At 62.0% G+C, this 24915-nt stretch carries 17 protein-coding genes, 5 tRNA genes and 4 pseudogenes; 10 read left to right on the forward strand and 16 right to left on the reverse strand.

The genetic code is table 11. The features are described 5' to 3' along the window. Positions 1-46 precede the first annotated feature (46 nt). Together DYST_RS04330 and DYST_RS04335 are read left to right on the forward strand one after the other, a co-directional pair. A tRNA-Ser gene (locus tag DYST_RS04330) sits at positions 47-136 on the forward strand. 324 nt (positions 137-460) lie between these two features. Further along, positions 461-1162 (forward strand): annotated as a pseudogene (locus tag DYST_RS04335) (PP2C family protein-serine/threonine phosphatase). Between the two features lie 15 nt (positions 1163-1177). On the opposite strand, the gene dnaQ reads toward DYST_RS04335, so the two are convergent. The 3 genes and pseudogenes from dnaQ to DYST_RS04350 form a co-directional block, all read right to left on the reverse strand. After that, the gene (gene dnaQ, locus DYST_RS04340; RefSeq protein ID WP_239950328.1) at positions 1178-1900 is read right to left on the reverse strand and encodes a DNA polymerase III subunit epsilon; all 723 of its coding nucleotides are present in this window, start codon (positions 1898-1900) and stop codon (positions 1178-1180) included. Then, positions 1897-2342 (reverse strand): annotated as a pseudogene (gene rnhA, locus DYST_RS04345) (ribonuclease HI). Before rnhA ends, dnaQ begins: the two are co-directional and overlap by 4 nt. A 24-nt stretch (positions 2343-2366) precedes the next feature. Beyond that, positions 2367-3050 (reverse strand): methyltransferase domain-containing protein, encoded by a 684-nt coding sequence (locus tag DYST_RS04350; protein ID WP_102302654.1) that lies wholly within the window; start codon positions 3048-3050, stop codon positions 2367-2369. Positions 3051-3276: 226 nt separating this feature from the next. On the opposite strand from DYST_RS04350, the gene gloB reads away from it, so the two are divergent. Both gloB and DYST_RS04360 read left to right on the forward strand, forming a co-directional pair. After that, the gene (gene gloB, locus DYST_RS04355; RefSeq protein WP_239950330.1) at positions 3277-4041 is read left to right on the forward strand and encodes a hydroxyacylglutathione hydrolase; all 765 of its coding nucleotides are present in this window, start codon (positions 3277-3279) and stop codon (positions 4039-4041) included. Between the two features lie 221 nt (positions 4042-4262). Beyond that, a complete protein-coding gene (locus tag DYST_RS04360) occupies positions 4263-5273 on the forward strand; it encodes a transglycosylase SLT domain-containing protein (protein ID WP_239950332.1) in 1011 nt (336 codons plus the stop codon). A 91-nt stretch (positions 5274-5364) separates the two neighbouring features. Here DYST_RS04360 and DYST_RS04365 read toward each other — a convergent pair whose 3' ends face one another. From DYST_RS04365 to DYST_RS04410, 10 genes are all read right to left on the reverse strand, one after another. After that, positions 5365-7269, reverse strand: a complete 1905-nt coding sequence (locus DYST_RS04365; RefSeq protein WP_239950334.1) for a SurA N-terminal domain-containing protein — start codon at positions 7267-7269, stop codon at positions 5365-5367. An 89-nt stretch (positions 7270-7358) separates the two neighbouring features. Beyond that, positions 7359-7435, reverse strand: a tRNA-Asp gene (locus DYST_RS04370). Positions 7436-7444: 9 nt separating this feature from the next. Then, positions 7445-7519: transfer RNA gene (locus DYST_RS04375), tRNA-Val, on the reverse strand. Continuing rightward, a complete protein-coding gene (locus DYST_RS04380; protein WP_239950336.1) occupies positions 7499-7813 on the reverse strand; it encodes an HU family DNA-binding protein in 315 nt (104 codons plus the stop codon). Before DYST_RS04380 ends, DYST_RS04375 begins: the two co-directional genes overlap by 21 nt. Before the next feature lie 325 nt (positions 7814-8138). Beyond that, the gene (gene lon / locus DYST_RS04385) at positions 8139-10562 is read right to left on the reverse strand and encodes an endopeptidase La (protein WP_239952071.1); all 2424 of its coding nucleotides are present in this window, start codon (positions 10560-10562) and stop codon (positions 8139-8141) included. Positions 10563-10829: 267 nt separating this feature from the next. Next, positions 10830-12125, reverse strand: a complete 1296-nt coding sequence (clpX, locus tag DYST_RS04390) for an ATP-dependent Clp protease ATP-binding subunit ClpX (protein ID WP_102302648.1) — start codon at positions 12123-12125, stop codon at positions 10830-10832. 106 nt (positions 12126-12231) lie between these two features. After that, on the reverse strand, positions 12232-12861 hold the full coding sequence (gene clpP / locus DYST_RS04395) for an ATP-dependent Clp endopeptidase proteolytic subunit ClpP (RefSeq protein ID WP_102302647.1): 630 nt from the start codon (positions 12859-12861) through the stop codon (positions 12232-12234). 37 nt (positions 12862-12898) lie between these two features. Beyond that, positions 12899-14191, reverse strand: a complete 1293-nt coding sequence (gene tig / locus DYST_RS04400; RefSeq protein ID WP_239950338.1) for a trigger factor — start codon at positions 14189-14191, stop codon at positions 12899-12901. 85 nt (positions 14192-14276) lie between these two features. Next, a tRNA-Leu gene (locus tag DYST_RS04405) sits at positions 14277-14361 on the reverse strand. 245 nt (positions 14362-14606) lie between these two features. Next, positions 14607-16550, reverse strand: a complete 1944-nt coding sequence (locus tag DYST_RS04410) for an SUMF1/EgtB/PvdO family nonheme iron enzyme (RefSeq protein WP_239950340.1) — start codon at positions 16548-16550, stop codon at positions 14607-14609. Positions 16551-16655: 105 nt separating this feature from the next. On the opposite strand from DYST_RS04410, the pseudogene DYST_RS23935 reads away from it, so the two are divergent. The 3 genes and pseudogenes from DYST_RS23935 to DYST_RS04420 form a co-directional block, all read left to right on the forward strand. Then, positions 16656-16886: pseudogene (locus DYST_RS23935) on the forward strand (ribonuclease D); the annotation flags it as partial. A 34-nt stretch (positions 16887-16920) separates the two neighbouring features. Continuing rightward, entirely contained in the window at positions 16921-17772 is an 852-nt protein-coding gene (locus tag DYST_RS04415) for a ribonuclease D (RefSeq protein WP_275666926.1), read from the forward strand. Between the two features lie 58 nt (positions 17773-17830). Next, positions 17831-17906: transfer RNA gene (locus DYST_RS04420), tRNA-Ala, on the forward strand. A 128-nt stretch (positions 17907-18034) separates the two neighbouring features. Here DYST_RS04420 and DYST_RS04425 read toward each other — a convergent pair. After that, positions 18035-18920 (reverse strand): annotated as a pseudogene (locus tag DYST_RS04425) (EamA family transporter). 543 nt (positions 18921-19463) lie between these two features. On the opposite strand from DYST_RS04425, the gene DYST_RS04430 reads away from it, so the two are divergent. The 3 genes from DYST_RS04430 (at position 19464) to DYST_RS04440 (ending at position 23433) form a co-directional block, all read left to right on the forward strand. Then, positions 19464-19679 (forward strand): DUF6229 family protein, encoded by a 216-nt coding sequence (locus DYST_RS04430; protein WP_239950342.1) that lies wholly within the window; start codon positions 19464-19466, stop codon positions 19677-19679. A gap of 85 nt (positions 19680-19764) precedes the next feature. Continuing rightward, the gene (locus tag DYST_RS04435; protein WP_239950344.1) at positions 19765-22602 is read left to right on the forward strand and encodes a type 2 lanthipeptide synthetase LanM family protein; all 2838 of its coding nucleotides are present in this window, start codon (positions 19765-19767) and stop codon (positions 22600-22602) included. A 165-nt stretch (positions 22603-22767) separates the two neighbouring features. Continuing rightward, complete coding sequence (locus DYST_RS04440) at positions 22768-23433, forward strand: DUF2076 family protein (protein WP_239950346.1); 666 nt, start codon at positions 22768-22770, stop codon at positions 23431-23433. A gap of 54 nt (positions 23434-23487) precedes the next feature. Here DYST_RS04440 and DYST_RS04445 read toward each other — a convergent pair whose 3' ends face one another. Together DYST_RS04445 and DYST_RS04450 are read right to left on the reverse strand one after the other, a co-directional pair. Further along, positions 23488-24204 carry a tetratricopeptide repeat protein gene (locus tag DYST_RS04445; protein ID WP_102302639.1) on the reverse strand — a complete coding sequence of 239 codons (717 nt, stop codon included), beginning with the start codon at positions 24202-24204 and terminating at the stop codon, positions 23488-23490. Beyond that, on the reverse strand, positions 24201-24887 hold the full coding sequence (locus DYST_RS04450) for a Fe2+-dependent dioxygenase (RefSeq protein ID WP_239950347.1): 687 nt from the start codon (positions 24885-24887) through the stop codon (positions 24201-24203). Before DYST_RS04450 ends, DYST_RS04445 begins: the two co-directional genes overlap by 4 nt. Between the last annotated feature and the right edge of the window lie 28 nt (positions 24888-24915).

A 24915-nucleotide genomic window follows, 5' to 3' on the forward strand; every position in this document is an offset into this window, starting at 1 on the left:
CACCACATAGAATTACCGGCTCGCGTGGACCACACGCACCATCTTTGGAGAGGTGGCAGAGTGGTCGAATGTACCTGACTCGAAATCAGGCGTACGTGTAAGCGTACCGTGGGTTCGAATCCCACCCTCTCCGCCAAAAAAACAAAACGCCCCCGTGTGGGGCGTTTTGTTTTTCTAGTGGTGACGGCTGGGTGAGAACCCACCCGGGTTCGACAAAATTGCCTGGAGCAATTTTGGACAGCCGCAGGCTGGCCCCGTAGCGCGCAAGCGCGAAGGGGTCGGGTCCACGGATGGACCCGACAATCCCACCCGACCCCACAAGTAAGGCGTCTCGCTTTTCCAGCAGTAACGCCCGCCCGATGCACCCAAGCTGTTTTAAAACCCCTTCCCGTCCTTTTCTTCTTTACGCATTCATCCCCTATCCGTCATGCTCGTATCGCGTCGCCACACCAGGCATCCCATGATCGAGTTTGGACACGGAACACACGTCGGCTTGCGTCGTACGCGCAATGAAGACACTTACTACGCCGATGCCTCGCTTGGCCTGTTTCTTGTCGCCGACGGGATGGGCGGCCATCAGCATGGCGAGGTAGCCGCTGCGCTGGTTCGTGATGCCGTTGCCGACCTTGTCACCCGCGGGCACAGTCTCGTAGAGGCCGTGCGCGCGGCCGACGAGCGCCTGATCCAGCACAGCCGTGGCTTTCGTGATGCACGTCCGATGGGTACAACTATCGCTGCGCTACGCCTGCATGCAGACAGCTACGAAGTGGTGTGGGTGGGCGACAGCCGCGTTTATCTCTGGCAAAAAGCATTGCGCCAGGTCAGTCACGATCATTCGCTCGTGCAGGAGCTGGTGGAAGCGGGAACGCTCGATGCAACACAGGCAGCACGCCACCCGCATCGTAACGTGATCACCCAGGCACTGGGGATCACTGCCGCCGAGCAATTGCATATCGGGATGGCACGAGGAAAGCTCTAGCATGGGATGTGCTTTCTGCTCTGCAGCGACGGACTCACCGAAGAGGTAGGTGATGCCGCCATCGCAAGCATCGTGTCCCGACAGGAGCTTTCCGCCCAGGAAAGCGTGGAGCACTTGCTGCTCGCCGCGCTTGACGGCGGCGGCAGCGACAACGTCACGGTGATCCTGGCCCGCATCAACTGAGGCGAGCCAACGACCTCAGTTGATGACAGCTGCGCCTTCGCGGCGCCACACCGACGCGCCACCTGCACTCTTGTCCAGCGCATCAAGCCGCTTTTCGTGGACCGTGCTTTCGTCGGCATCCGCACGCAGCACTCGAGGACGACGATCGAGCACCACCGGTGCAAGCGTCACGGCAGCGCCTCGCTCCTGCGCACCTTCAAAACCCAAGTCAAGTACGACCTGGCCGGATGTCATTGCGATATAGACATCCGCCAACAACTGCGCATCGATCAGGCCGCCGTGCAGATCGCGTGCTGAATTGTCGACGCCCAGGCGCTTACAGAGCGCATCGAGGCTGTTGCGCTGGCCCGGATAGCGCTCGCGCGCCATCATCAGCGTATCGAGCACGCTGCAACGGTCTTCCAGGCGGCCGAACGATTCGCCCAGCCGCGCCAGCTCACCGTTGATGAAGCCCACGTCGAACGCCGCGTTATGGATGATCACTTCTGCGCCGTCGATGAAGGCGAGGAACTCCTCCACCACGTCCGCGAAATGCGGCTTGTCCAACAGGAACTCATCCTCGATGCCCGTAACCTGACGAGCACCCTCGTCGATGGCACGATCGGGATTCAGGTAGGTCTGGTAGTGACGTCCGGAGGGACGGCGCTCAATCATCTCCACGCACGCGATTTCGATCAGGCGATGGCCCTGACGGACTTCGAGACCGGTGGTCTCGGTATCAAGCACAATCTGCCTCATGCCTTGCTCCTGAATTGCTCGGCCTGCTCACGCGCTGCCACATCCACGCGCTCGTTTTCCACATGACCGTTATGGCCACGCACCCAATGCCAACGCACCTGATGCATCTGCGTTGCACTGGAAAGGCGCTCCCACAGATCCTGATTCTTTACTGGCTTCTTGTCGGCCGTCTTCCAGCCGTTTGCACGCCATTTAGGCACCCATTCCTCGATGCCCTGCATGACGTAGCGCGAATCGGTGGTAAGGGCGACATTGCATGGGCGCGTCAACGCCTCAAGCGCGCCGATCGCTGCCATCAGTTCCATTCGATTATTGGTGGTAGCCGGCTCCCCCCCCCTGAGAGCATGCGCTCGGTGCCCTTTGCACGCAGCAGCGCTGCCCAGCCACCTGGCCCGGGATTGCCCAGGCAAGCACCATCGGTAAAAGCTTGTACTTCAGTCATTGTCGCCATCGATACATAGAAAAATCAGGATGCCGCGTTGCGTCGGGCACCCGGCGCCAGACTCACGTTGACCGTGGCTGGCAAGGTCTTGGGTTTCAATCGTATGGGCGTCGCCATGCGGCGTCGCTTGCGCGCAATCAGAAGGTAGCCTCCGCCAAACGCGTGAGCAGTATCCATGCCCACGCGACTGCTCGGCCACAGGCTCCCGACGCGCTCAATGCGCTCGATATCCAACTCCCGTCGGCGCACCCATCGCTCCAGCAACAGCGGCGAATGCATCGTCGGTGCGTTTCCGCGCGTGCGCCACATCATCCATGGCAACCAGCCACTGAAGGGATGGAGCCCGGTCAACGCAAGCACTCCGCCCGGCGCCAGCACGCGCGAGGCCTCCTCGAGCATCTCCTGCGGCGTCGCGGATACCTCCAGCGCATGCCGGAGCAGCACCAAGTCGAACGCGTCGTCAACGAAGGGAAGCGGCTCATCCATCCGAGCCTTCACATCGCCACCGTAGCGCTGGGACGCCACGTTCAGACGCGTCCAGTTCCCCAGCAAAGGCAACACCGGCGGTGCATCGCCCGCGGCCGCACTCACGAGGAGCGCGTGGGGGCCGCTGCATCGCTGCAACCCTGGAGCCAGGGCGATCGTTTCCTCGGCCAGCAGGTTGCGCAACGGGGCGCTGCTGTAGATGTCTTGGTCACGCTGAGACATGAAGGGCCGACCGGTCGTCACGATATCGACAGTGTAACGGGAGCCCGCCCACAACGTGCCCTGGTCGACACCACAAGACTGGCTGACACCACAAGTCTGAATACCCCTACAGCGCATTAACGTCTCACTAACGAGTGAGCCACATTAGGGCTTTATAGTCTGCCACTTCGCGCAAGCCAGGGAGAGGGCCTGCGTCAGTCGATACGAAACCCCGGAGGACGACTCCTTGCACGTCGTACCGCTACCGGCGCTTGCCGACAACTACATCTGGTTGCTCCACGACGAGAAAGGAAACGCCATCGTCGTCGACCCGGGTGACGCCAGTCCTGTCGAGGAAGCGCTCGCGCTGCGCCACCTACGGCTGCGCGCCATCCTGCTGACACATCATCATCATGACCATATCGGCGGCGTGGATGAGCTGCTGTCTCGCCACGACGTGCCCGTCTACGCCCCACACGACGAACGCATCGCTCGGGCAACGCATCGCGTGGGCGACGCTAACGTAGTGCAGCTGGCAACACCTGCCGCGACCTTCAACGTCATCGCAGTGCCCGGACACACCACCACGCACATCGCCTATACCGGCGAAGGTGTCCTGCTTTGCGGCGACACGCTTTTCAGCATGGGCTGTGGGCGGTTGTTCGAAGGCACGCCCGCACAGATGCTGGCCTCACTCGACCGCATGGCGTTGTTACCGGGCAACACACTGGTCTGTTGTGCGCACGAGTACACCGCCGCCAACGGTCGCTTCGCGCAGACGATAGAACCAGCAAACCCCTCGCTCGCAGCGCGCCAACAAGAGGTTTCCGCGTTGCGCGCGGACAACCAGCCCAGCCTGCCGGTGGCGCTTTCCATGGAGCAGGCTACCAACCCGTTTCTGCGTACAGATAGCGAAGCGGTTATCGCCTGGAGCCGACAGCAAGGCGTGGATGGCGATCGCATCGCGCGTTTCGCCGCATTGCGAGCCAACAAGGACGTATTCACCGGATGAAAACGACTCGACACCTACGCCCTCTTCCCCTGGCGACGTCCATCTTCCTGGCGGCGTGCGCCTCTGGCCCAGCACAGAGGCCGGCGCAACCGCCGACACCTTTACCAGTACCGCAACAAGATGCATCACACTCGACTGCATCGCACCCAGAAGTCTCATCCGCTCCTGCTAATGCAGCAGACGATGGCAATATCTGGCAAAACCTGCGAAGCAACTTCGCTATGGCTGATTGCGATGCCGACCCGAACATCACGACATGGGCGCGTCGCTATACCAGCAATCCAGATCTCTTCGAAAGCCAGATTGCCGCCGCCGCACCGCGAATCGCCTATGTCCAGCAAGTGGCTGCACGCCACCATGTGGCGGGTGAGTTCGCACTGATTCCCTGGGTCGAAAGCCAATACCGCCCCATTGCAGGCAGCAAGGGAATGCCAGCCGGAATGTGGCAGATCATGCCGCAGACCGCCAATGCCATGGGCATTCGTGTCGACAAGAATTTCGATGGCCGCATGGACGTCCCTGCCGCCACCGACGCCATCATGGCGTTGCTTAGCCGGTACCACGATGACCTGGGTGACTGGCGCCTCGTTGACTACGCCTTTAACGCCGGCGAATTCGGCATCAAGCGCGTCATCAGCCAGCACGGCGCGCCGCCAGACGAGCCCGTGATCCCCAAGATGCCGGTCAAGCCGGTGACACGAGAGCACCTGGTCAAGTTGTTGGCCATCGCCTGCGTCATTCGCGACCCTGGACGCTTCAACGTGAGTCTACCCACCCTGCCTTCGGAGCAGCGCCTGGTGACCGTGAGCGTTGACAATTCCATGCCGATTGCCCGAGCTGCTAGCCACGCAGGCATGTCGACGGACGAGCTGAAAGACATGAACGCCGCCTTCCGCAACGGCGTGGTGGATAAGAACGCATCTCCATATCTGCTGCTCCCCAGCAACAAGGTCCAGCAATTCCGGAGCTCGCTGTTGGCGGAAGGCAGCAGCGGTGCACAAAGTGTGCCCGGTACGGCGACGCTTCCACCACTCGGGGCAGCACTGAGCGCCGCCGACAACAACGATGGCGACGCATCCAACAAACGCACCCACACGGTGAAGTCCGGCGAAAGCCTCTGGTCCATCGCCCACAAATATTCGGTGGACATCAAGCAGCTGGAACTCTGGAATCACTTGCAAGGGCCTGGCGTCAAGCCGGGGCAAGTGCTCAGGGTCAGCGCTCCGAGCTGATCTTGTCGTCGGAGTGGCACCCGTTCCTGCTCACATCAAAAAAGAAGGGCGACCAAGTGGTCGCCCTTCTTTTTTTCGTTGATGGCCGCGCTTACATGCGATCCGCTGCAATCTTGATTTCCGTCTTGGCCTTCAGCGCATCGAGAAAACCCTGCGTGGCGAGAATGCCGTAAGCCTGGGACATCTGGTCGCGCAGCGCGCTGCGCTGATCCGGGGTGATCTTGCTCAGGTCACCTTCCTGCACCTTATCCACGGCCACCAGAGCGTAGTTGCCATCATGCATGGCGACACGGGCAAACTGCGCCTTGCCAGCTGCAGGGTGCGGCAGCAGGAACGCCTGCTCAAGCACTTCCGGCGCCACGCCCTGCTGCATACGCACGGCGTCAGCCACGGTCTGCGCGGATGCGCCGACAGAGGATGCCACTGCCTGCATGTCATCACCCTTCTGCAGACGCACCAGCAATGCATCGGCATGCTTCTGCTCTTCGGCAGCAGTGCGCTCGTCGAGGATCTTCTTGCGCACATCGTCCTTTACTTCGGCCAACGGACGCGCAGCGGTTGGCACATGCTTGTCGACGCGCACAACCACAGCATGGTCCTGACCCAGGTCGATCAGACCCGAATTGTTGCCCTGCGTGAGGACATCGTCAGAGAACGCCGCCTGGACCAGCTTCGGATTCGCAAGAATGCCCTCGCCACCCTTGCGGGAGAACAGATCGGTCGTCTTGATCGGTAGCTTCAGCTCCTGAGCAGCAGGATCGAGCGTCGACGGGTTCTGGTAAGTCTGGTCGGTCAACTTGCCGGCAAGTTCGTTGTACTGACGATCGCGCTCGGTCGACAGGTAATCCTTGGCAATCTGATCGCGCACTTCCGCAAACGGCTTCGCGTCGCCGCTACGCACGTCGCGCAGCCACAACACGTGGTAGCCCTCGTCGGACAACACGGGCTTGGAGATCTGGCCCTTCTGCAGCGAGAACAACGCGGAGTCGAACGCCGCATTCGTCACGCCCTTTTCCAGCCAGCCCAGGTCACCGCCGGAGCGCTTGGAACCCAGGTCCTCCGAGTCCTCCGCCGCGAGCTTGGCGAAATTCTCTGGCGTCGCTTCGCCGGCGATCTTCTCTGCCTTGGCAAGCGCAGCCTTCTGCTGGTCCGGCGTAGCGTTCTTCGGAACATTGACGAGGATATGCGACACCAGTCGCTGCTCGGGCTGTACGAAGCGCTGCTTCTGGTCTTCGTAGCGCTTCTTCAGGTCGTCCTCGCTCGGCTGTGCATCGATCTTCAGATCGGCACCATTGACCTCAATGTACTTCAGCGAGACCTGCTCCGGATTCATGAAGTCGGCCTGATGCGCCTTGTAATAGGCATCAAGTTGAGCGTCCGTGACTTCGGTATCCGTCAGCGTCGGGCGCGGCACGGCAAACCAACGCAAGTCACGGCGCTGGTACAACAGGCCGAGATAGCGATCCATGTCGGTGTCAGTGATGACTGTGCTGGCGATGATCGCGCGCGGCAGCACGCCCGGCTCAAGCGAAGCACGCTGGCTGCTCTCAAACATCGCCGGCGTCATATTTTGCGCAGCCAAGATGGCGCGGTATGTGGCTGGATCGAACTGACCGTTGACCTGGAACGCCTGCTGGCTAGCAATACGATCGCGCAACTCGGCGCCGGACACCTTCATGCCGAGATCGTCATTGGCCTGACGGAGCAGTTGCTCATTGATCAGCTGATCCAGGATCTGGCGCTTGGTTTCCGGCTTCTCGAACTCTGCGGCATCGAACTGGTCGCCCATCCGCGCCATGGCGTCGCGGCGCGCATCATTCATGCGTTCCTGGAAATCGCGCTGGCTGATCTCGTGCTTGCCGACCATTGCCACGTAAGTGTCGGTACGCGAGGCGAAATACGACTCGATGCCGAAGAACGAAATAGCGAACACGCAAATGCCCAGAATAACAATGGAAGGCCATCCGTGAAGCTTGTTACGCAATGCCTGCAGCATGGAAATGTTCCCGGGCTTTCGTTGTTCGGTGCACTAAAGTGCGGGGTACTCAAATGGCAAGGGCGCCACACGGGCGCCCTTGCGAACTGTGGCGGAGCGGACGGGACTCGAACCCGCGACCTCCGGCGTGACAGGCCAGCATTCTAACCGACTGAACTACCGCTCCGCATGTTACTGGTGGGTGCTGTAGGGATCGAACCTACGACCCTCGCCTTGTAAGGGCGACGCTCTACCGCTGAGCTAAGCACCCGAAACTAAGCAAGTAGTCGCTTAGTTTCAGGGCATCCTTGAGGGTCTTGCCAGCCTTGAACGCCGGAACCTTCGAGGCCTTGATCTTGATCGTCTCGTTGGTGCGCGGATTGCGACCGGTACGGGCGGCGCGCTTGCGCACAGTGAAGGTGCCAAAGCCGACCACCGACACGTCCTCACCCTTCTTCAGCGCCTTCTGCACGGTCTCGAAAAACGCTTCGAGAGCACGGCAGGCGTCAGCCTTGGTGAGTTCAGCCTTCTCGGCGATGGCATTGATCAGATCGGTTTTATTCATTGAGACACTCCCTTAAACGGTTATGCAGCCCGCGTGGTCATTCTGGGACCAGGCGACGTCGCCTCGAGACTAGGCACCGGGACATCACCAAGCAATCCCGCATCACTGCGCACCTTGCTTGGCGTCAGGCTGCGGTGCCGCCTTTATACCAGTGGCCCCTAGGGTCCGCAATGACAAGGAATACCAAGGCTTCGCACGGTTCAGCATCATTTCGAATGCTTGCAAAGTACGTACTGAAACGCTAAGCGACAACAGCATTCGCCCATGTGATCCAGATACGAAAACGGGCGGTCAACCGCCCGTTTTCGCTGACTTCCATCACAACTCAGTGGGGCCGCGTGTAGGGCTCCTGATCCGGCGACTCCTCTCTTGGTGCATCGACCTTCGGCTTATCACCGTCGGCAGCCTGGCGCGGCTGCAGCGGACGCTCTAGCACAATATCCAGCACCTCGTCGATCCAGCGCACCGGATGGATATCCAGCGACGCTGTGATGTTCTCTGGGATGTCCGCCAGATCCTTCTTGTTTTCGTCAGGAATGATCACCGTGGTGATGCCGCCGCGGTGAGCCGCCAGCAGCTTCTCTTTGAGACCACCGATCGGCAATACACGTCCGCGCAGGGTGATCTCACCCGTCATGGCAACCTCGGAGCGCACCGGCACCTTGGTCAGCGCCGACACCAGGGCCGTGCACATGGCAATGCCCGCGCTCGGTCCATCCTTCGGCGTAGCGCCCTCCGGCACGTGGATGTGGATGTCGTACTTCTCGTGGAAGTCCGCCTCAATACCCAGGCGCTCGGCGCGCGCGCGCACCACTGACAAAGCGGCCTGGATCGATTCCTTCATGACGTCGCCGAGCTGCCCCGTATGCACCAGGCGCCCCTTACCAGGAACCACCGAGGCTTCGATGCTGAGCAGGTCGCCGCCCACCTGGGTCCAAGCCAGACCCGTCACCAGGCCCACTTCGTTCTGCAATTCCTTGCGACCGAAGTCGAAACGACGCACACCCAGGTAATGCTCGAGATTCTCTGAGTTCACCATCACGCGACCAGGTGCCTTAGCCTTCGATTTGGCCGTCTTTACGGCTGTGGCCGACTTCTTCGCCACCTCCTTCGAAGCCGCCTTCTTGACCTGCCCCAGCGTCAACTCCTTCACCACTTTGCGGCAGATCTTGGACACTTCGCGCTCGAGGTTGCGCACGCCCGATTCGCGCGTGTAGTAACGCACGATGTCGCGCACGGCACTTTCGTCCACGCTCAGCTCTTCCGGCTTTAGGCCATTGGCCTTCAACTGTTTGGTCAGCAGATACTTCTGAGCAATATTGAGCTTCTCATCCTCGGTGTAACCCGGGATACGAATGACTTCCATGCGATCCAGCAGCGGACCGGGAATGTTCAGAGAGTTCGCCGTAGCGACCCACATGACCTCGGAAAGATCCAGGTCGACTTCCAGATAGTGATCGTTGAATGCGTGGTTCTGCTCAGGATCAAGCACCTCAAGCAGCGCCGAGGACGGATCGCCACGGAAGTCCATCGACATCTTGTCGATCTCGTCCAGCACAAACAGCGGGTTCTTCGAGCCCACCTTATTCAGGTTCTGCACGATGCGGCCCGGCATGGAACCGATATAGGTACGGCGATGACCACGGATCTCGGCTTCATCACGCACGCCACCCAGGCTCATGCGAACGAATTTGCGGTTGGTCGCCTTAGCGATCGACTGCCCGAGCGAGGTCTTACCCACGCCCGGCGGGCCGACCAGGCACAGGATCGGACCACGCATGGTGTTCACGCGCTGCTGCACCGCCAAGTATTCGAGGATGCGCTCCTTGACCTTCTCCAGGCCAAAATGATCGGCATCCAACACCTCCTGCGCGAGCTGGAGATCTTTGCGGACCTTGCTCTTTTTCTTCCACGGCACGCCTACCAGCCAGTCAAGGTAGTTACGCACCACCGTGGCTTCGGCAGACATGGGCGACATCTGACGCAGCTTGCCAAACTCCTGACGCGCCTTGGCCAGCACAGGCTTGGGCATGCCCGCCGCTTCGATCTTCTTCTGCAGATCTTCGATTTCGTTCGGGCCGTCCTCACTCTCACCGAGCTCCTTCTGGATGGCCTTCATCTGTTCGTTGAGGTAGTACTCGCGCTGGCTTTTCTCCATCTGCGACTTCACTCGGCCGCGGATGCGCTTTTCCACCTGCTGCAGGTCCATCTCACCATCGACAAGCCCGATCAGCAACTCGAGACGCTGACCCACATCGGCCGTTTCCAGCACCCTCTGCTTGTCGGCCATGCGCACGGACAAGTGCGCCGCAATGGAGTCGGCCACGCGTGACGGATCATCGATACCGGACAGGGTTGCCAGCACTTCTGGCGGCAGCTTGCGGCTCTGCTTGACCAGCTGCTCGAACAACGACACCAGCGTGCGTGACACCACGTCGAGCTCACGCTCTTTTGCACTGTAGACCGGCTCAATGACACGCGACGTGGCGGTCAACATGCCGCCCTCTTCGTCGTAGTTCTCGATGGCCACGCGCGACTGGCCTTCGACCAGCACCTTCACGGTGCCATCGGGCAATTTCAGTAACTGAAGCACGCCGGCCAGCGTGCCGATTTCGTGCAGGTCGCTGATCTTGGGATCGTCGATGTCCGGGCTCTTTTGTGCGACCAGCAGGATCTGGCGCTCGCCCTCCATCGCGCGCTCCAGCGCACGCATGGACTTGTCGCGGCCGACGAACAACGGAATGACCATGTGGGGATACACCACCACGTCACGCAGCGGCAAGACTGGCAGTGCGTCCAGCGTGGCTCCGGTGACTTGGGGGGTTGGGGGCGGTCTTTGCCATCGAAGAGAATCTCTCGTGATGAAATCGTCTTTGCACCGACACTGCGCCGGGTGCATCTGTACGTCAAGTGGTGGCTCGGAGGCATGCACTCAAGTGCATGAACCACCACGCAAACAAAATGGCCCTGGCATTTCTGCCAGGGCCATTCAAGTCACTTGTTGCGCTTGAACTGCTCAGGCGGCGTCGCCGCCCTCGCCTGCCGCACGCGGCTGCTTGAGGTTGCCGCGATAGATCAGGTACGGCTCGGCCTGGCCCTCGATGACAGCATCGTCCACCACGACCTTGCTGACGTGTTCCAGCGACGGCAGCTCGTACATGGTGTCCAGCAACACTTGCTCGAGAATGGTGCGCAGGCCGCGCGCGCCGGTCTTGCGCTTCAGGGCCTTGCGAGCGATAGCCTGCAGAGCCTCTGGGCGGAATTCCAACTCCACGCCTTCCATCTCAAACAGCTTCTTGAACTGCTTGGTGACGGCGTTCTTGGGCTCGGTGAGGATCTTCACCAGCGCAGGCTCATCGAGCTCATCGAGCGTAGCAACCACCGGCAGACGACCGACGAATTCGGGAATCAGGCCGTAACGCACCAGATCCGACGGCTCGACCTCCGACAGCAGTTTGCCCAGGTTTTCCTTCCGCTCCTTGCTGCGGACCTCGGCCGAGAAGCCGATGCCCACAGTATCGGAACGCTGCTGGATCACCTTCTCGAGACCCGCGAATGCACCACCGCAGATAAACAGGATGTTCTTGGTGTCGACCTGCAGAAATTCCTGCTGCGGATGCTTGCGACCGCCCTGCGGCGGCACTGAGGCAAGCGTGCCCTCGATGAGCTTGAGCAGCGCCTGCTGCACGCCTTCGCCGGACACGTCGCGAGTGATCGACGGGTTCTCGCTCTTGCGGGAAATCTTGTCGATTTCGTCGATATAGACGATACCCGACTGCGCCTTGTCGACGTCGTAGTCGCACTTCTGCAGCAGCTTCTGGATGATGTTTTCCACGTCCTCGCCCACGTAACCGGCTTCGGTCAGCGTGGTAGCGTCGGCGATGGTGAACGGCACGTTCAGCAGGCGCGCAAGCGTTTCGGCCAGCAGCGTCTTGCCCGAGCCGGTCGGGCCAATCAGGAGGATGTTGGACTTGCCGAGCTCGATGTCATCGCTCTTCTGACGCGACTCCATACGCTTGTAGTGGTTGTACACGGCCACCGCGAGCGCCTTCTTTGCCCGCGTCTGACCGACCACGTACTGGTCGAGCGTCTCCATGATCTCGCGCGGCTTGGGCAGCTGGCTACGCCCGGAGGCGGCCTTCTCTTCCAGCTCTTCGCGGATGATGTCGTTGCACAGCTCTACGCATTCGTCGCAAATGAACACGGACGGACCCGCGATCAGCTTGCGCACTTCATGCTGGCTCTTGCCGCAGAAGGAGCAGTAGAGAATCTTGCCGCTGTCGTTGGAACGGCCCTGCCGGTCGTCGCTCATGCCTGGATCCTGCTAGTAAATCGATTGCGGTTTGAGAATAGCACAGCGTTCCGCGTCTGCAGCCAGGCGCGGAACGACTTGCAAACCCGGGACCAAATGCCTGAAATCAGCCCGATTTCACCGATTCGATGGCACGGCGGTCGAGCACCTGATCGATCAGGCCGTACTCCTTGGCCGCCTCGGCGCTCATGAAGCGGTCTCGCTCCATGTCCCGCTCGATCTTGTCCAGGGGCTGACCGGTATGCTGAACGTAAATGTCGTTCAGACGGCGGCGCAGGTACAGAATCTCCTGGGCCTGGATCTCGATGTCGGTCGCCTGGCCGCGGGCACCGCCCGACGGCTGGTGAATCATCACGCGCGAGTTGGGCAACGAGTAGCGCTTGCCCTTGGCGCCCGCCATGAGCAGCAACGAGGCCGCACTGCAGGCCTGGCCGATGCACATGGTGCTTACGTCCGGCTTGACGAACTGCATCGTGTCGTAGATCGCCAACCCGGCGGTGACGGCACCGCCCGGGCTGTTGATGTACAGATGGATGTCCTTGTCCGGGTTTTCCGACTCAAGGAACAGCATCTGCGCGACCAGCAGGTTGGCGACCTGATCGTTCACCTCGCCCACAAGGAAGATCACGCGCTCCTTCAGGAGGCGCGAATAGATGTCGTACGAACGCTCGCCGCGGGCGGTCTGCTCGACGACGATCGGTACCAGGTTAAGGTTTTGGATCGGGTCCATAGCCATGCTTTGTCGCTCTCCGGTTGATGGGCCTAAGGATGCCTCAGGCACTGACCGGGCGCATCACCTCGTCGAAGCCCAGGTTCTGGACGGTAGTCGTGGCGTGATCAGCCACCCACTCCGCCACCTGATCTTCCATGACGCGATTCTGCAGCCCGGACATCAGTTGGGGGTCACGGTTGTAAAGTTCAACAACCTTCTCCGGCTCCTCGTAGGTCGAGGCAATGGCGGCCAGCTGCTCGGCGATGCGGGTGCGGTCGATGACCAGCGCCTGCTTGCGGGCAATCTCGCCCATCAGCAGACCGGCGATAACGCGCTTGCGAGCAACCGGGGCGGCTGCATCGAGCAGCTGCGGCGGCACCTGCTGGCCACGCGGGATGCTGCCCTGCGCCAGCGCATGGGCCTCGGACTGCACCATCACGTTCGGCACATCCAGGTCCGGATGGGCGTTGGCCAGCTTCTCCGCCACTTCGGACTTCAGGCGAGCCATCAGGGTGGCCTTCAGCTCGCGCTCAAGGTTGGCGCGGACTTCCTTGTGGAACTTCTCCAGATCACCGTCGGTGATACCGAACAACTGGGCAAAGTCGCCGTCCACTTCCGGCAGCTTCGGCTCCTGCACCTTAATGACCTTAAAGTGGCACTGGGCGGTCTTGCCGGCCAGGCTTTCATTGCGGAAATCGGCCGGGAACACGACGTCGGCATCGAACTCTTCGTCAGCCTTGCGGCCGGTGAGCACGTCGTCCAGCGCCTTGAACAGGTTGCCCGAGCCGAGCACGCTGCCGGCCCGCTCCAGGCCTTCCGTCGGGAAGCGGTAGTCACCCGCCTGCGCGGAGTATTCGAACATCACGAAATCACCCTCGACCGAGGCGCGTTCGACCGGGTCGAAGCTGCGACGCTGCAGACGCAGGGTTTCGATCATCTTCTCGATGTCGGCATCAGTGACTTCGGCCACCGGGCGGCTGATCTCGAGCTTTGCGATGTCGACTTCCGGGAACTCCGGCATCACCTCAAAGGTGGCGGTATAGGCGATTTCGCCGTTTTCCGGGCGACCCGTCGTGTCGATCGCAGGGTTGGCGATGGGACGCAGATTTTCCTGGTTGACGGCTTCGCGCAGCGTGCTACCGATCAGGTCGGAGAGCACTTCGCCACGCACCTGATCACCGAAACGCTGCTGGATCACTGCGGTCGGCACCTTGCCCGGGCGGAAGCCCTTCAGGCGCACCGTGCGACCCATCTCGGCGATGCGGGCGCTCACCTGCGACTCGAAACGGTCCGCGGGGAACTTCACCGTGAGCTTGCGCTCGAGCTTGCCGACGTTTTCAACCGAAACCTGCATGACGTCTCCTGGTGTACCGGTAAGGGCGCCCGTCAAAGGCGCCTGGCGGCCCGGGGCCGCCTGCAAATAAAGAAAATCCAAGGGATGGTGCGAAAGAAGGGACTCGAACCCTCACGGTGTTACCCGCTGGAACCTAAATCCAGTGCGTCTACCAATTCCGCCACTTTCGCATCAGAACTACAAAGAGGAAATGTCCGTAAGCATCGGATTTCCAAGGGAATAAACGAGTCAAAAAAACCGTTACACCCCGCCCCGCCAGCTTCCGGGCACTCCGCCCCTAAGTCGATGATTCCCTTACACGAAAGCGGGTCATTTTACGGTTCGCGTGGGCGGCAGCACAAGCGGGGCAAGAACTCTTTGGCAACCGCCGCGACAGTACCGCAACGACTAGCCTTCTCGAGCATCAGCAAATACGTCACAACTCCCGCAGCACACGGAAGCCAACGCGCCCGCTGCGCACGCTCGCGTCGGCGCCCTGCCGATAGGCCGAGCGCACTTGATCCGGCGAACTTCCCCACGAACCGCCACGTACTACCCGAACGCCACACCCCGGATTGACCCAGGCACTGCCATCGCGGGGCGCGCGCAGGTAGCTATCGTGCCAACAGTCCTGCACCCATTCGGAGACATTGCCGTCCATGTCGTACAAGCCGAAAGCATTTGGCGCAAAGCTCATGGCCGGCGCAGGCCCCCAGTAACCGTCGCGATACCCCTGGAAGGCATTGCTCCAGCGCCGACCGCTAGGCGAGCGGTCTCCCGAGCCCGTGAGATTTTCCACCTTGCCCGTTGGTGCCCCATCCCCCCACCAATAGCGGGTCGTGGTGCCACCGCGCAGGGCATACTCGAATTCGGCCTCGCTGGGCAGGCGGTAAGTCTTGCCGGTTCGCTGGCTTAGCCAGTCCACGTAGGCCCTGGCGTCGTTCCAGGACACGTTGACCACGGGGAGTCGACTATCCGCGTTTTTGCCCGCGTAGTCGTTCTGCCAGGTAGCACTGGAATCGTCGCGCATGGCGCCGGTGCCCTCGTCGTACACGCTGGCGCCACCCAGCTTGACCGAGTCAGGCTGATAGCCGCTGGCCCGAACGAACTCGCGGAACTGTCCCACGGTGACTGACGTGCGCGACAGCGCGAAACCCTTGGCGATAGTGACTTCGTGTTGCGGCGTCTCGGCATCCTCGCGCCCGGATTCGTTGTCAGGCGCGCCCATCTGAAAACTGCCAGTAGGGATAACCAACATCGACGGCGTCTGCCCCGGGATGTCAGCAAAACGGTCAGTAAAGACCTGCCCCGGCTTGTAGCTTGCATAGAGGCGCGCGTTGGTGAGCCGCTCGGCGAATTCGTTGAGGCCCGCCAGATCCGGACTGATGACCTTGGCCTGGTCCGCCAATTGCTGTGCCAGCGCGAGGTTGCCCGCATCAAGCGCTGAGCGCGCCTGCGCAAGCAAGCCGTTGGCCCGCGCCTGCCGCATGCTATCGACGCGACCATGCACGTCACGTAGTGCCTGTGAATCGGGTGCCATCTGCCCCGCCTCGGTCAGCGCTTGATCAGCGGCCTTGAAGTCGTTCTGTGCCACGGCGGCCAGTGCGCGATCGAGGATGGCGCGCTGCACCTGCAGAGTGCCCTGCGAGGCCACCGCGTTATCCGGATCCAGCTGCTGGACCTGCCGATAGAGTTCCAGTGCATTGTTCCCGGCCGGCTGGTCGGCATTGCCTTGCTGCAACAACGCCGCCGCCTTCGCAAGCAACGGACGGACCTGGGTCAGCACCTTCAGCTTGCCTTGAAGCTGGTTCACGTCGTCCGTGGAATCTGGAATGAGCTTGAGCGTATCGAGTAGGTCGCCGGCCGAATCCGCATCACCCACGGCGACATCCTGGTTGATCTCGGCAACCAGGCGCGCGCGCACTTCGAACAGCCCTTGGGCGGCCCGGCGGCTATCGGGCTTGTCCTTGAGCGCCAGCGCGAACAGCGCCGCGGCACTGCTCGGATCGCCCGCCAACTGACCGGCCTTCAGTGCCTTATCGGCACGCGCGATCAGCGCCTCGATCTCAGGCGTATCTGCACTCAGCTGATCGGGAAGGTTGGTGTTCTTCTTGCTCAGGCGCGCCACCACGACGTCCGTGGGCGCCAAGGTCAGCGGCGGCCCCGCATCCACCTCCGACGGCTCCGGCAGGCGCGACGACGATGCCGGCGCTACCGGCGTCATCGGGCCAAGATTCATCGCGCGATGCGTAGCAGTGGCCGACGGCTCGACGTGGAACACCCGCGGGAAAAAGTGATAGACGAGTGCGAGCCCCAGCACGGCGACACCCACGGCACCGCCGAAGGATCTCTGTCGTCGTACGGTTTCCTTGCTCGGCATGTTGGGCGTCCTTGGGTGGCCTGCTATGGTGGCGGTCTAAACCATAGGCACAAACCGATGTCAGGACAATGCACACGTGCACGTCCTGCGTCGCCAGGAAGACGCATGCAACAAGAAACCTCTCTCGCGCCCGACGCCACCTGGATCCAGCGGCGCGAAGACCTGCAGGCCTGGCTGGCAGCTCTGCCGGACGATGCCGCGCTGGGCTTCTACACCGAATTCATGCGCCGAAATACCTTCTATCCGCAATTGGCGCTGATCCAGATGGGCTGGAACGGGCGTTACGCGCTGATCGATCCTCTAGCCTTCGACATCGGCGACGTACTGCGCCCGCAGATCGGCGATGGCAATGCAGTCACCGTGATGCACAGTGCAAGCGAAGACCTCGAAGCGCTCTCCCCTTCCTGCCCACGGGCCCCGCCAACTATTCGATACGCAGATCGCCGCCGCCTTTGTGGGCATGGGGCTGGGCATCAGTTATCGCGCACTCGTGGCCGAATTGGCCGGCGCGGAACTGGACAAGGGCGAAACGCGCTCCGACTGGTTGCAGCGCCCCCTCACCGATTCGCAGTGCGCCTATGCCACGCTGGACGTGGTCTATCTCAAGACCGTGCACGAACAATTGGCCGAACGACTCGCGCAGCGCGACCGCACGGCATGGCATGCCGAGGATTGCGAACGCCTGAAGCAGCGCGCCTGCTATCGCGGGGGCGATCCGCAACCGCAGCGTGGCTTCCGCAGCGCCTCGGATTGGCGTCCCGAGCAACGCGCCCTGCTGCGTCGCGTGCTGCTGTGGCGCGACCAGTCCGCACGTACACTCGATCGGCCTCGGCCCTGGCTGCTCGAAGATGCCGCCGCGATGAGCCTGGTGCAGCAACCGCCGCGCTCCGCCAACGAGCTCGACACACGTACGCGTGGTCAGCGTGCGCTGCGCTCGCCGCAGCGGGCTGAACTGCTTGACCTGCTGCAGCAGGCAGTCGATGCCGACGAGGTCGCTGCCACCGACGCCATTCCCGAGTCGCCGCAGGGCGAAGCAAAGCGCGCCCTCACAGCCATGAAGGATTGCGTGGACAAACGTGCCGGCGAACTGGACCTGCCCCCCGGCCTACTGTGCCCGCGCAAGGTGCTGGAGGAATACGTAGTCACCGCCAAATGGCCTGACTTCCTTGAGGGATGGCGCCGCGAAGCCCTGTTCGAGCCGTTGAGCCGCCTGCTTCCCTGAGCATGAGCCAGGGGCTTGGCGAACGCCAAAGATCGCTGGTAACATCTTTGGCTCATGTGGGGCCATAGCTCAGCTGGGAGAGCGCGTCGTTCGCAATGACGAGGTCGGGAGTTCGATCCTCCCTGGCTCCACCACTTCTTATAAAACGAACAGCGCTTTATGCCTCCCGGCATGAAGCGCTGTTTTGTTTGGGCGACCACAGGCTGCCGGTCGATCGCTTCCGCAAGGGTGGAACGCCATGCAGGGAATGCGCGCGCCATCGTCAATTCACCAGCGGTGGTTCGCTCACCACCGGGCGACGCACGCTCAACGCCGTTCCGGCAGCGGCCACGATGATGGCGACGATCGCCAGCCACTGCAGCAGGCTGAGGTGCTCGCTCAACAGGACTGCACCCGCCAACGCCGCGACGGCCGGCTCGAGACTCAGCAAGGTGCTGAACGTGCGTGCAGGCAATCGCGTCAACGCAACCATCTCCAGTGAATAAGGCAACGCCGAGCTGAGCACTGCCACGCCGAGCGCATAGGGCAACAGCGAAGGCGACAGCAAGGTGCTACCCGCGTGTGCGACACCAAAGGGAATCGCCAGCAAGGCGCCGATCGACGTACCCCAGGTGACCGCATCCCCACCGTGAGCCTCGCCGGCCTTCTTGCCGAAAACGATGTACAACGCCCAACCGAGACCCGCCGCGAGTGCGTAGGCCACGCCCACTGGGTCTCAGCGTTTGCACCTCGCCGTGCAATGGCAGCAACAGCCCCAAGCCCGCGACGACCAGTGCAATCCACGCGAAGTCGATCAGGCGGCGCGAACTGAATACCGCCAACGCCAGCGGCCCGGTGAACTCCAACGCCACAGCAATGCCCAGCGGAATGGTCCGCAGTGACATGTAGAACACCAGATTCATTGCACCCATGGCGAGCCCATAGGCCCACAACGAGCGCCAACTCGTGCCATTCAAGCGCCGCCACGGCCGTCGCCAAAGCAGCAGGATCAACGCACTGAGCCCCAGGCGATACGCGGTTGCACCCTGCGCGCCAACAGCCGGAAATAAGTGCTTGGCCAACGAAGCACCGCACTGATACGAAACCATGCTGATCAACAACGCGCCGATCGCGAGCGCGACCGGGCCTAGGGTGGTGCGTGAGGACATGGGGAGGGCCTCAGCGATGCAATGACAACATGATGCCTGTACACCCTTGCGAAGCCCACTGCCTCAGGCACGCGCTCGCGTCCATTGCTGACAGATACCGACAGCAGTGATGCGTCCCGCCCCCACTTTCGACGCGCACGCGCTGTGGCGTCCCTGCGCAACGACCCTCTGTACCCGACGCTCAAAGCAGAACACCCTTGCAGCATTTTCTTCCCGATACTCGGCAGCGCGTCACATCGTTGCGCGGATCAAAGCGTCGGAGCCGTGAGCTCAATTAGCTCACGTTGTCCTCACGCGCTCTCCCCGATATAGGCCGACGTGTAATGCGCCGGCCACCATGGACAGCACGCCGGCGCACGAAGAACTTGAGTGGCGCGAGCCACTCTCGTGGCGCACACCGCACCCGGGGGCAATTTCGTTAGCTATCCATTGGCTTGTTGTAGCGGCCCCGTACCGTGCTGCAAGTGTGCATGTGGGAGCGGGCACTCATCTCCAGGGGATGGGGCCCGAAATCAACTTGTCAAACCAACATGGAGTTCTGCTATGCAATTCGATGACATCGTTTCCAGCTGGCTGAATGGTGAAGACAGCTTTGGCGGCCACGCCAATCCGGCCGGTCCGCTCTATATCCAGGGAGCTGGAGCTACCGAGGCCGCATTGACGAGCGACAAAACCGTCAAGAGCATGCTCACCTCGGTCGGAACGACGTGCTCGACCTGCTCGATCCACACGAGCGGCGGTGGTTGCGCCTGCTGTTGATGCGTGACTGAGTCGGCGTGCAACCGCCGATCGGTTGCACGCCGATTTTCCCGCGAACTTTCCCTTACGCACTGGCGTCGAGCGAATGATGGCTGATACCGCATCCACCAAATCCTTTGCCGCAATCATCGAGCACTTCACGTCGCCCTCGCGAACACGCCTGGAAACCTTCCTCGCGGGCAAGGCGGTGCAACTCCGCGACGGGGAATCCGCCATGATTCTCGCCACGGCGACGCAGGCCTTGAACGATGCGGCAAGGCTAAAGCTCAATCGCGTGCTTCTGCTCGAACTGCATGCCGCCAAATTGGCGGGCGAGTTGACGGCGAGCGGTGATGACGACGGATTCGATGATTTCGTCGAACGGAGTCGTCGCCCCGAGTTCGCCGCGCACCTCGATCGTCGCTACCCACCCTTGCTGGAGCGACTGGAGACCTCGCTCAGTCAGCAGGAAAAGGCGATCGAAGCGATCGTCCAACGAATGGTGCACGACCGTGCCGCGATTGCCTCGCTGCTCAGACGCCCACCGGGTCGACTCATCGCCCTGGGCCTGGGCCATGGCGACCTGCATGCAGGCGGGCAAGCCGTCGCACGACTGACCTTTGAACATGGCATCGCCATGTACAAGCCGCGCTCGCTGCGGGTGGACGCCGTGCTCGATCGATTGCTGGCCGCTACGTTCAAATCCGGCGCGCGCATTCGCGTGCCTCGCGTGGTCGAGCGGGACGATTACGGCTGGGCCGAATTCATCGAGCATCGCTACTGCGAGGGCGACGACGAGCTTCGCTTGTTCTACCTGCGACTCGGCCATTGGCTGGCCGTCATGCGCCTACTGGGTGGTACCGACATCCATCTTGAAAATCTGATTGCGCACGGCCCCACACCGATCGTCATCGACGTGGAGAGTCTGTTCTCGCCGCTGCCCGAGGTCCCGTCATCGGGTTATGGAAAAGCCCACGATCTAGCCGAATCGATCGTGCGTAGTTCCGTCCTGCGCACCGGCATGGTGCCTTACCGCGCACCGGCACTGGGTTTCGATGGCGTGGACATGTCAGCCGCCGGCGCCCTGCCCAACCAGCAGCCACAAGTCAGCGCGCCCTTCATTGCCAATGAAGGCACCACAGATGCGCACGTGGAAATCGTCAGTGTCGACATGAACGTCGCACAGAATCATCCAAGCGCCAATCCGCAGGTCGCGCTCTATTGGAACCACATCAGCGAAGGCTTTCTTGAAGCCACCGCGATCTTCAAGGACATGGACAGCCGTGGCGAGCTGACGCCGCTCATCGATGCGTTCGAAGGTTGCCTGATTCGCGACATTCGCCGCCCCACCCAGGCCTACAGCGAGATTGGACGCATGCTGTGGCACCCTGCATCGCTGCATGACGAAGCCAAAGCCATCGAACGCGCCCGCGACCTGTTCGCGCGCAACGCTCTCGTCGTGCCCATCGCGCCTTCGTCTCACCAAGAGATCATGGACGAGATACGCGACCTGCGCTTCGGCGACATCCCGGTTTTCGTTGCGCCCTTGGGTCGAGATCGCATCGACACCGCACTAACCGACTGGCGGTCCATACGCGTCGAGCTTGAGGAAATGACGATACGCAGCGCTCTCGTCGTGACCGAACTCAATGTCGGCGCGGACGAATCCGAGAAACAGGGGGACATCCTCTATTTCGCCAGACACCCCCATACCCGCCACCTTGACGAGCGTCGCCGAACCTTGGCGGCTGCAGCAGTGGAGCGACTAATCAAACTGTCCGTGCGTGGCGATGACGACTCGGTCACCTGGATCACCCCGGAAACCACCAACGCGGGGTGGACCGTTCAACCCCTGCAGGCGGACAGCTACTTCGGGCTGGGCGGCGTGCTGTTCGCGCTGGTCGGCTACCAACATGAAGTCATAGAAGGGCGCGCAAACCCTGTCGATGGGCTCGACCGAATCGTCGATGGCAGCCTGCGCGTCATGCAGGCACTCGACGAGGCCGAACCACCGGCTACCTTCGGTGGACTCAGCGGCTTCGGCGGCCGCCTGTGGACCTGGCTGGCCCTCTACGAATTGACCGGCCGCCCCGAATGGCTACAGCGAGCCGAGCATTGCGCAGGCATGCTTGAGGCCAAGGGGTTCGATGATGATCGCCTGCTCGATTATCTCGATGGCACCTCCGGCAGCATCATTCCCCTGTGCCATCTGGCCGACGCCACCGGCGACTCGCGCTGGCATGCGCTGGCAGCAAAAGCAGCCAGCCATCTTGAAGCGCAAGCCGTGGTCGACGATCGGGGAGCCCGCTGGCACACCTTGGTATTCAACGACCCCATCGGCGGGTTCGCGCACGGCGCCACCGGCATCGGCTGGGCGCTGGCACGTCTGGCCTTGACGGAGGCCGGCACGCAGGATGATCGTCTGCGATGGCAGACGCTCGCGCAAAAGGCATTCGCTTTCCAGGACTCACTCTTCGATGAGGAACTAGGAAACTGGCTCGACGCCCGCCAACTGACTCGCGTGAAAAGCTTCCACACCTGGTGCAACGGCAGTGTCGGCATCGGCCTCGCGGCGGCGGATCTGTTTGCCCGCACCGGAGACCCGCGCTATCAGATCACCCTGCGTCGCGCCGTTGCGGCCTCCCGCAACCGATGGGGCGCGAATCACACGCTTTGCCACGGCGACTTTTCGCTTTGGGAATTGTTCGTGCGTGCGGCGCATGCCGATCCCGAAGGCTGTGCATGCGATGTGGACGAAACCAAATCTCAGGTGATCTCCGCCATTGAAGAACACGGCGGCGTCATCGGTGGCATGACGCGCGCGGCATTCACGCCGGGGCTCATGACTGGGCTGGCCGGTGCAGTGCACAGTTTCAACCGCATGCATCCCGAATGCCGCCTGCCCTCACCTCTCCTGCTAGAGCGGATGAAGGAGCACGGCTGACGGCTCACGCCATCGAAATATCCTGCGAATTGGCTGACTGCAAGGAAAACGACAGCGGCTTGCCCCTTGATGTCACGCGTGGAGGGCACACTTCCGGCACTGCACGCCGGAAAAAACGGCCGCCACAGTGATTGTCACTTGCCGTCCCACGGAGATTTGTTTGTCATGACCCCGCAGGAACAACAACTACTCGATGATTTCCTCCAGCGGCTCGCCGCCGCCGGTAGCGTGATGAAGGATCCGCAAGCCGATGGCCTGATCCGCCAGCGGCTGGCATCGCAACCCGATGCGCTTTACCTCCTCGTGCAACGCAGCCTGTTGCAGCAGCAGGCGCTCGATGCGGCCAAGGCCCAGATCGCCCAGCTTCAGTCGCAGCTTGCCTCACAGCAAGGCGGAGGTAGCTTCCTTGGCGGCCAGCCCGCGTCCTCGGCCTGGGGCACCGTGCCTCCGCCGATGCCGCAACAGCCCATGCCGCAGCAAGCCGCGCCCGGTTGGCGTGATCGGTTGTTTGGCGGCGCCCCCGCGCAGCCCGCACCGGCCGCCGCGCCAAGTTTCCTGTCGCAAGCGGCAACTACCGCCGCAGGTGTCGCGGGCGGCATGTTCCTGTTCGACGGCATCGAGAGCCTGATGGGTGGCCACCACGGCGGTGGCTTCTTCGGTGGCGGACAGCAGCCCGTGGTCGAGAACATCACCGAGAACAACACCTACTACGACAACAACAACGATCGCCTCGACAACGACCACAACCGCGACGATTTCGCCCCGAACGATGATTTCAATTCGTCGAACGACTTCGACGACAGCGGATCTGACGACAACAACTGGGCGTAACCCGCTCGCCGTTGTCGACGCATGAACGCCTCCCCGTTTGGGGAGGCGTTTCATTTATAGGGGGTCGGCGCCAGCCAGTGCCCTTAGTTGCGGGTGCCGTGATCGGCTCAGGTCCTCGCGCAGCGCTTCCACGAAATAGGTGGGCGCTGCCGCCATAACGCGGCGCAACAAAATGCAGGCTTCATCAATGCGCCCCTGCTCCGTGAGCACGGACGCCCAACTGCACTGCCCCCGATAGTCACCCTTCTCCGCGGAAAGGCGATAGAGCTCGCGCGCGCGCTCGGGATCGGCCTCGGTTTCCCAGCCGAACTCGTAGTACTGGCCGAGGAAATGCATGGCGCGGCCATGCCCGCGCTCCGCCGCACGACTGAACCACAGGAAGGCGGCCGCGCGATCTGCTTTCACACCCCGCCCTTGCGCGAGCACGTGGGCGTAGTTGTACATGCCCCAATCGGAGCCATGCTCGGCCGATTCGCGGTACCACACCACGGCAAGCTCGTAGTCAACCGCCCCGCCCCAGCCGTTTTCCAGGCAGCGTCCCAGCATGTTCATGGCCATGGCTTCGCCATGGTGCGCGGCATGCTGGAACCAGTAGCGCGCTTCCGCGCCATTGCGGTCGCACCCGATGCCTTCCAGGTACATCTGCCCCAGCGCGAGCTGCGAGGGGCCATCACCGGCCAACGCCTGCACACGCAGCATGTGCAGCGCGCTCGGAGGATCGGACCTCAGCAACTGCGGAAAGTCATCGCGGGCACCGTGCGCGGCCGTCATGTCGCTGACCACGCGCGCAACAGGTTGTGATACACGCCAGTAAGGCGCAGCACGTCCGCCTGCGGCGCATTCGCCTGCCCAAGGCTCTGGATAGAGATGTCCAGTTCGAGTAGCAGTCGGCGCTGGGCTTCGTCGCGTACCAAACTCTGGATCCAGAAGAACGCCGCCACGCGCTCGCCGCGCGTTACCGGTTCCACGCGATGCAGGCTGCTGGCGGGATAAAGAATCATGTCGCCCGCGGCGAGCTTGACGGTGTGCGAGCCGTAGGTGTCGTCGATCACCAGGTCGCCGCCGTCGTACTCCTCGGGGTCGTTGAGGAACAGCGTGGCCGACAAATCCGTACGCACGGGTACGCTGGTGTCACCGCGACGGTCATAGCGAATCGCGTTGTCAATGTGCATACCGAACGACTGCCCGCCGCGATAGCAATTGAACAGCGGCGGAAAGATGTGGCGCGGCAACGCCCCAGCGAAAAAGGTGGTGTTGCGGGCCAATGCAGCCTCGACCAACGCACCCAATTCCTCGGTCTCTGCACAGCCTTCCGGCAACTGCAGGTTGTGCTTGGCCAGCGCGGATTGATGCCCGGCGGTGACTCGGCCATCGCCCCACGGTGCCTGTGCGAGGCGTCGCCGGCATTGGGCGAGCTCGTCGGCGTTCAGTACCTCAGGGACGTGGAGCAGCATCGTGTTTCCTCAATACGTATCGGCCGTG

The organism is Dyella terrae (genome assembly GCF_022394535.1).
Classification (GTDB): Bacteria; Pseudomonadota; Gammaproteobacteria; order Xanthomonadales; family Rhodanobacteraceae; genus Dyella.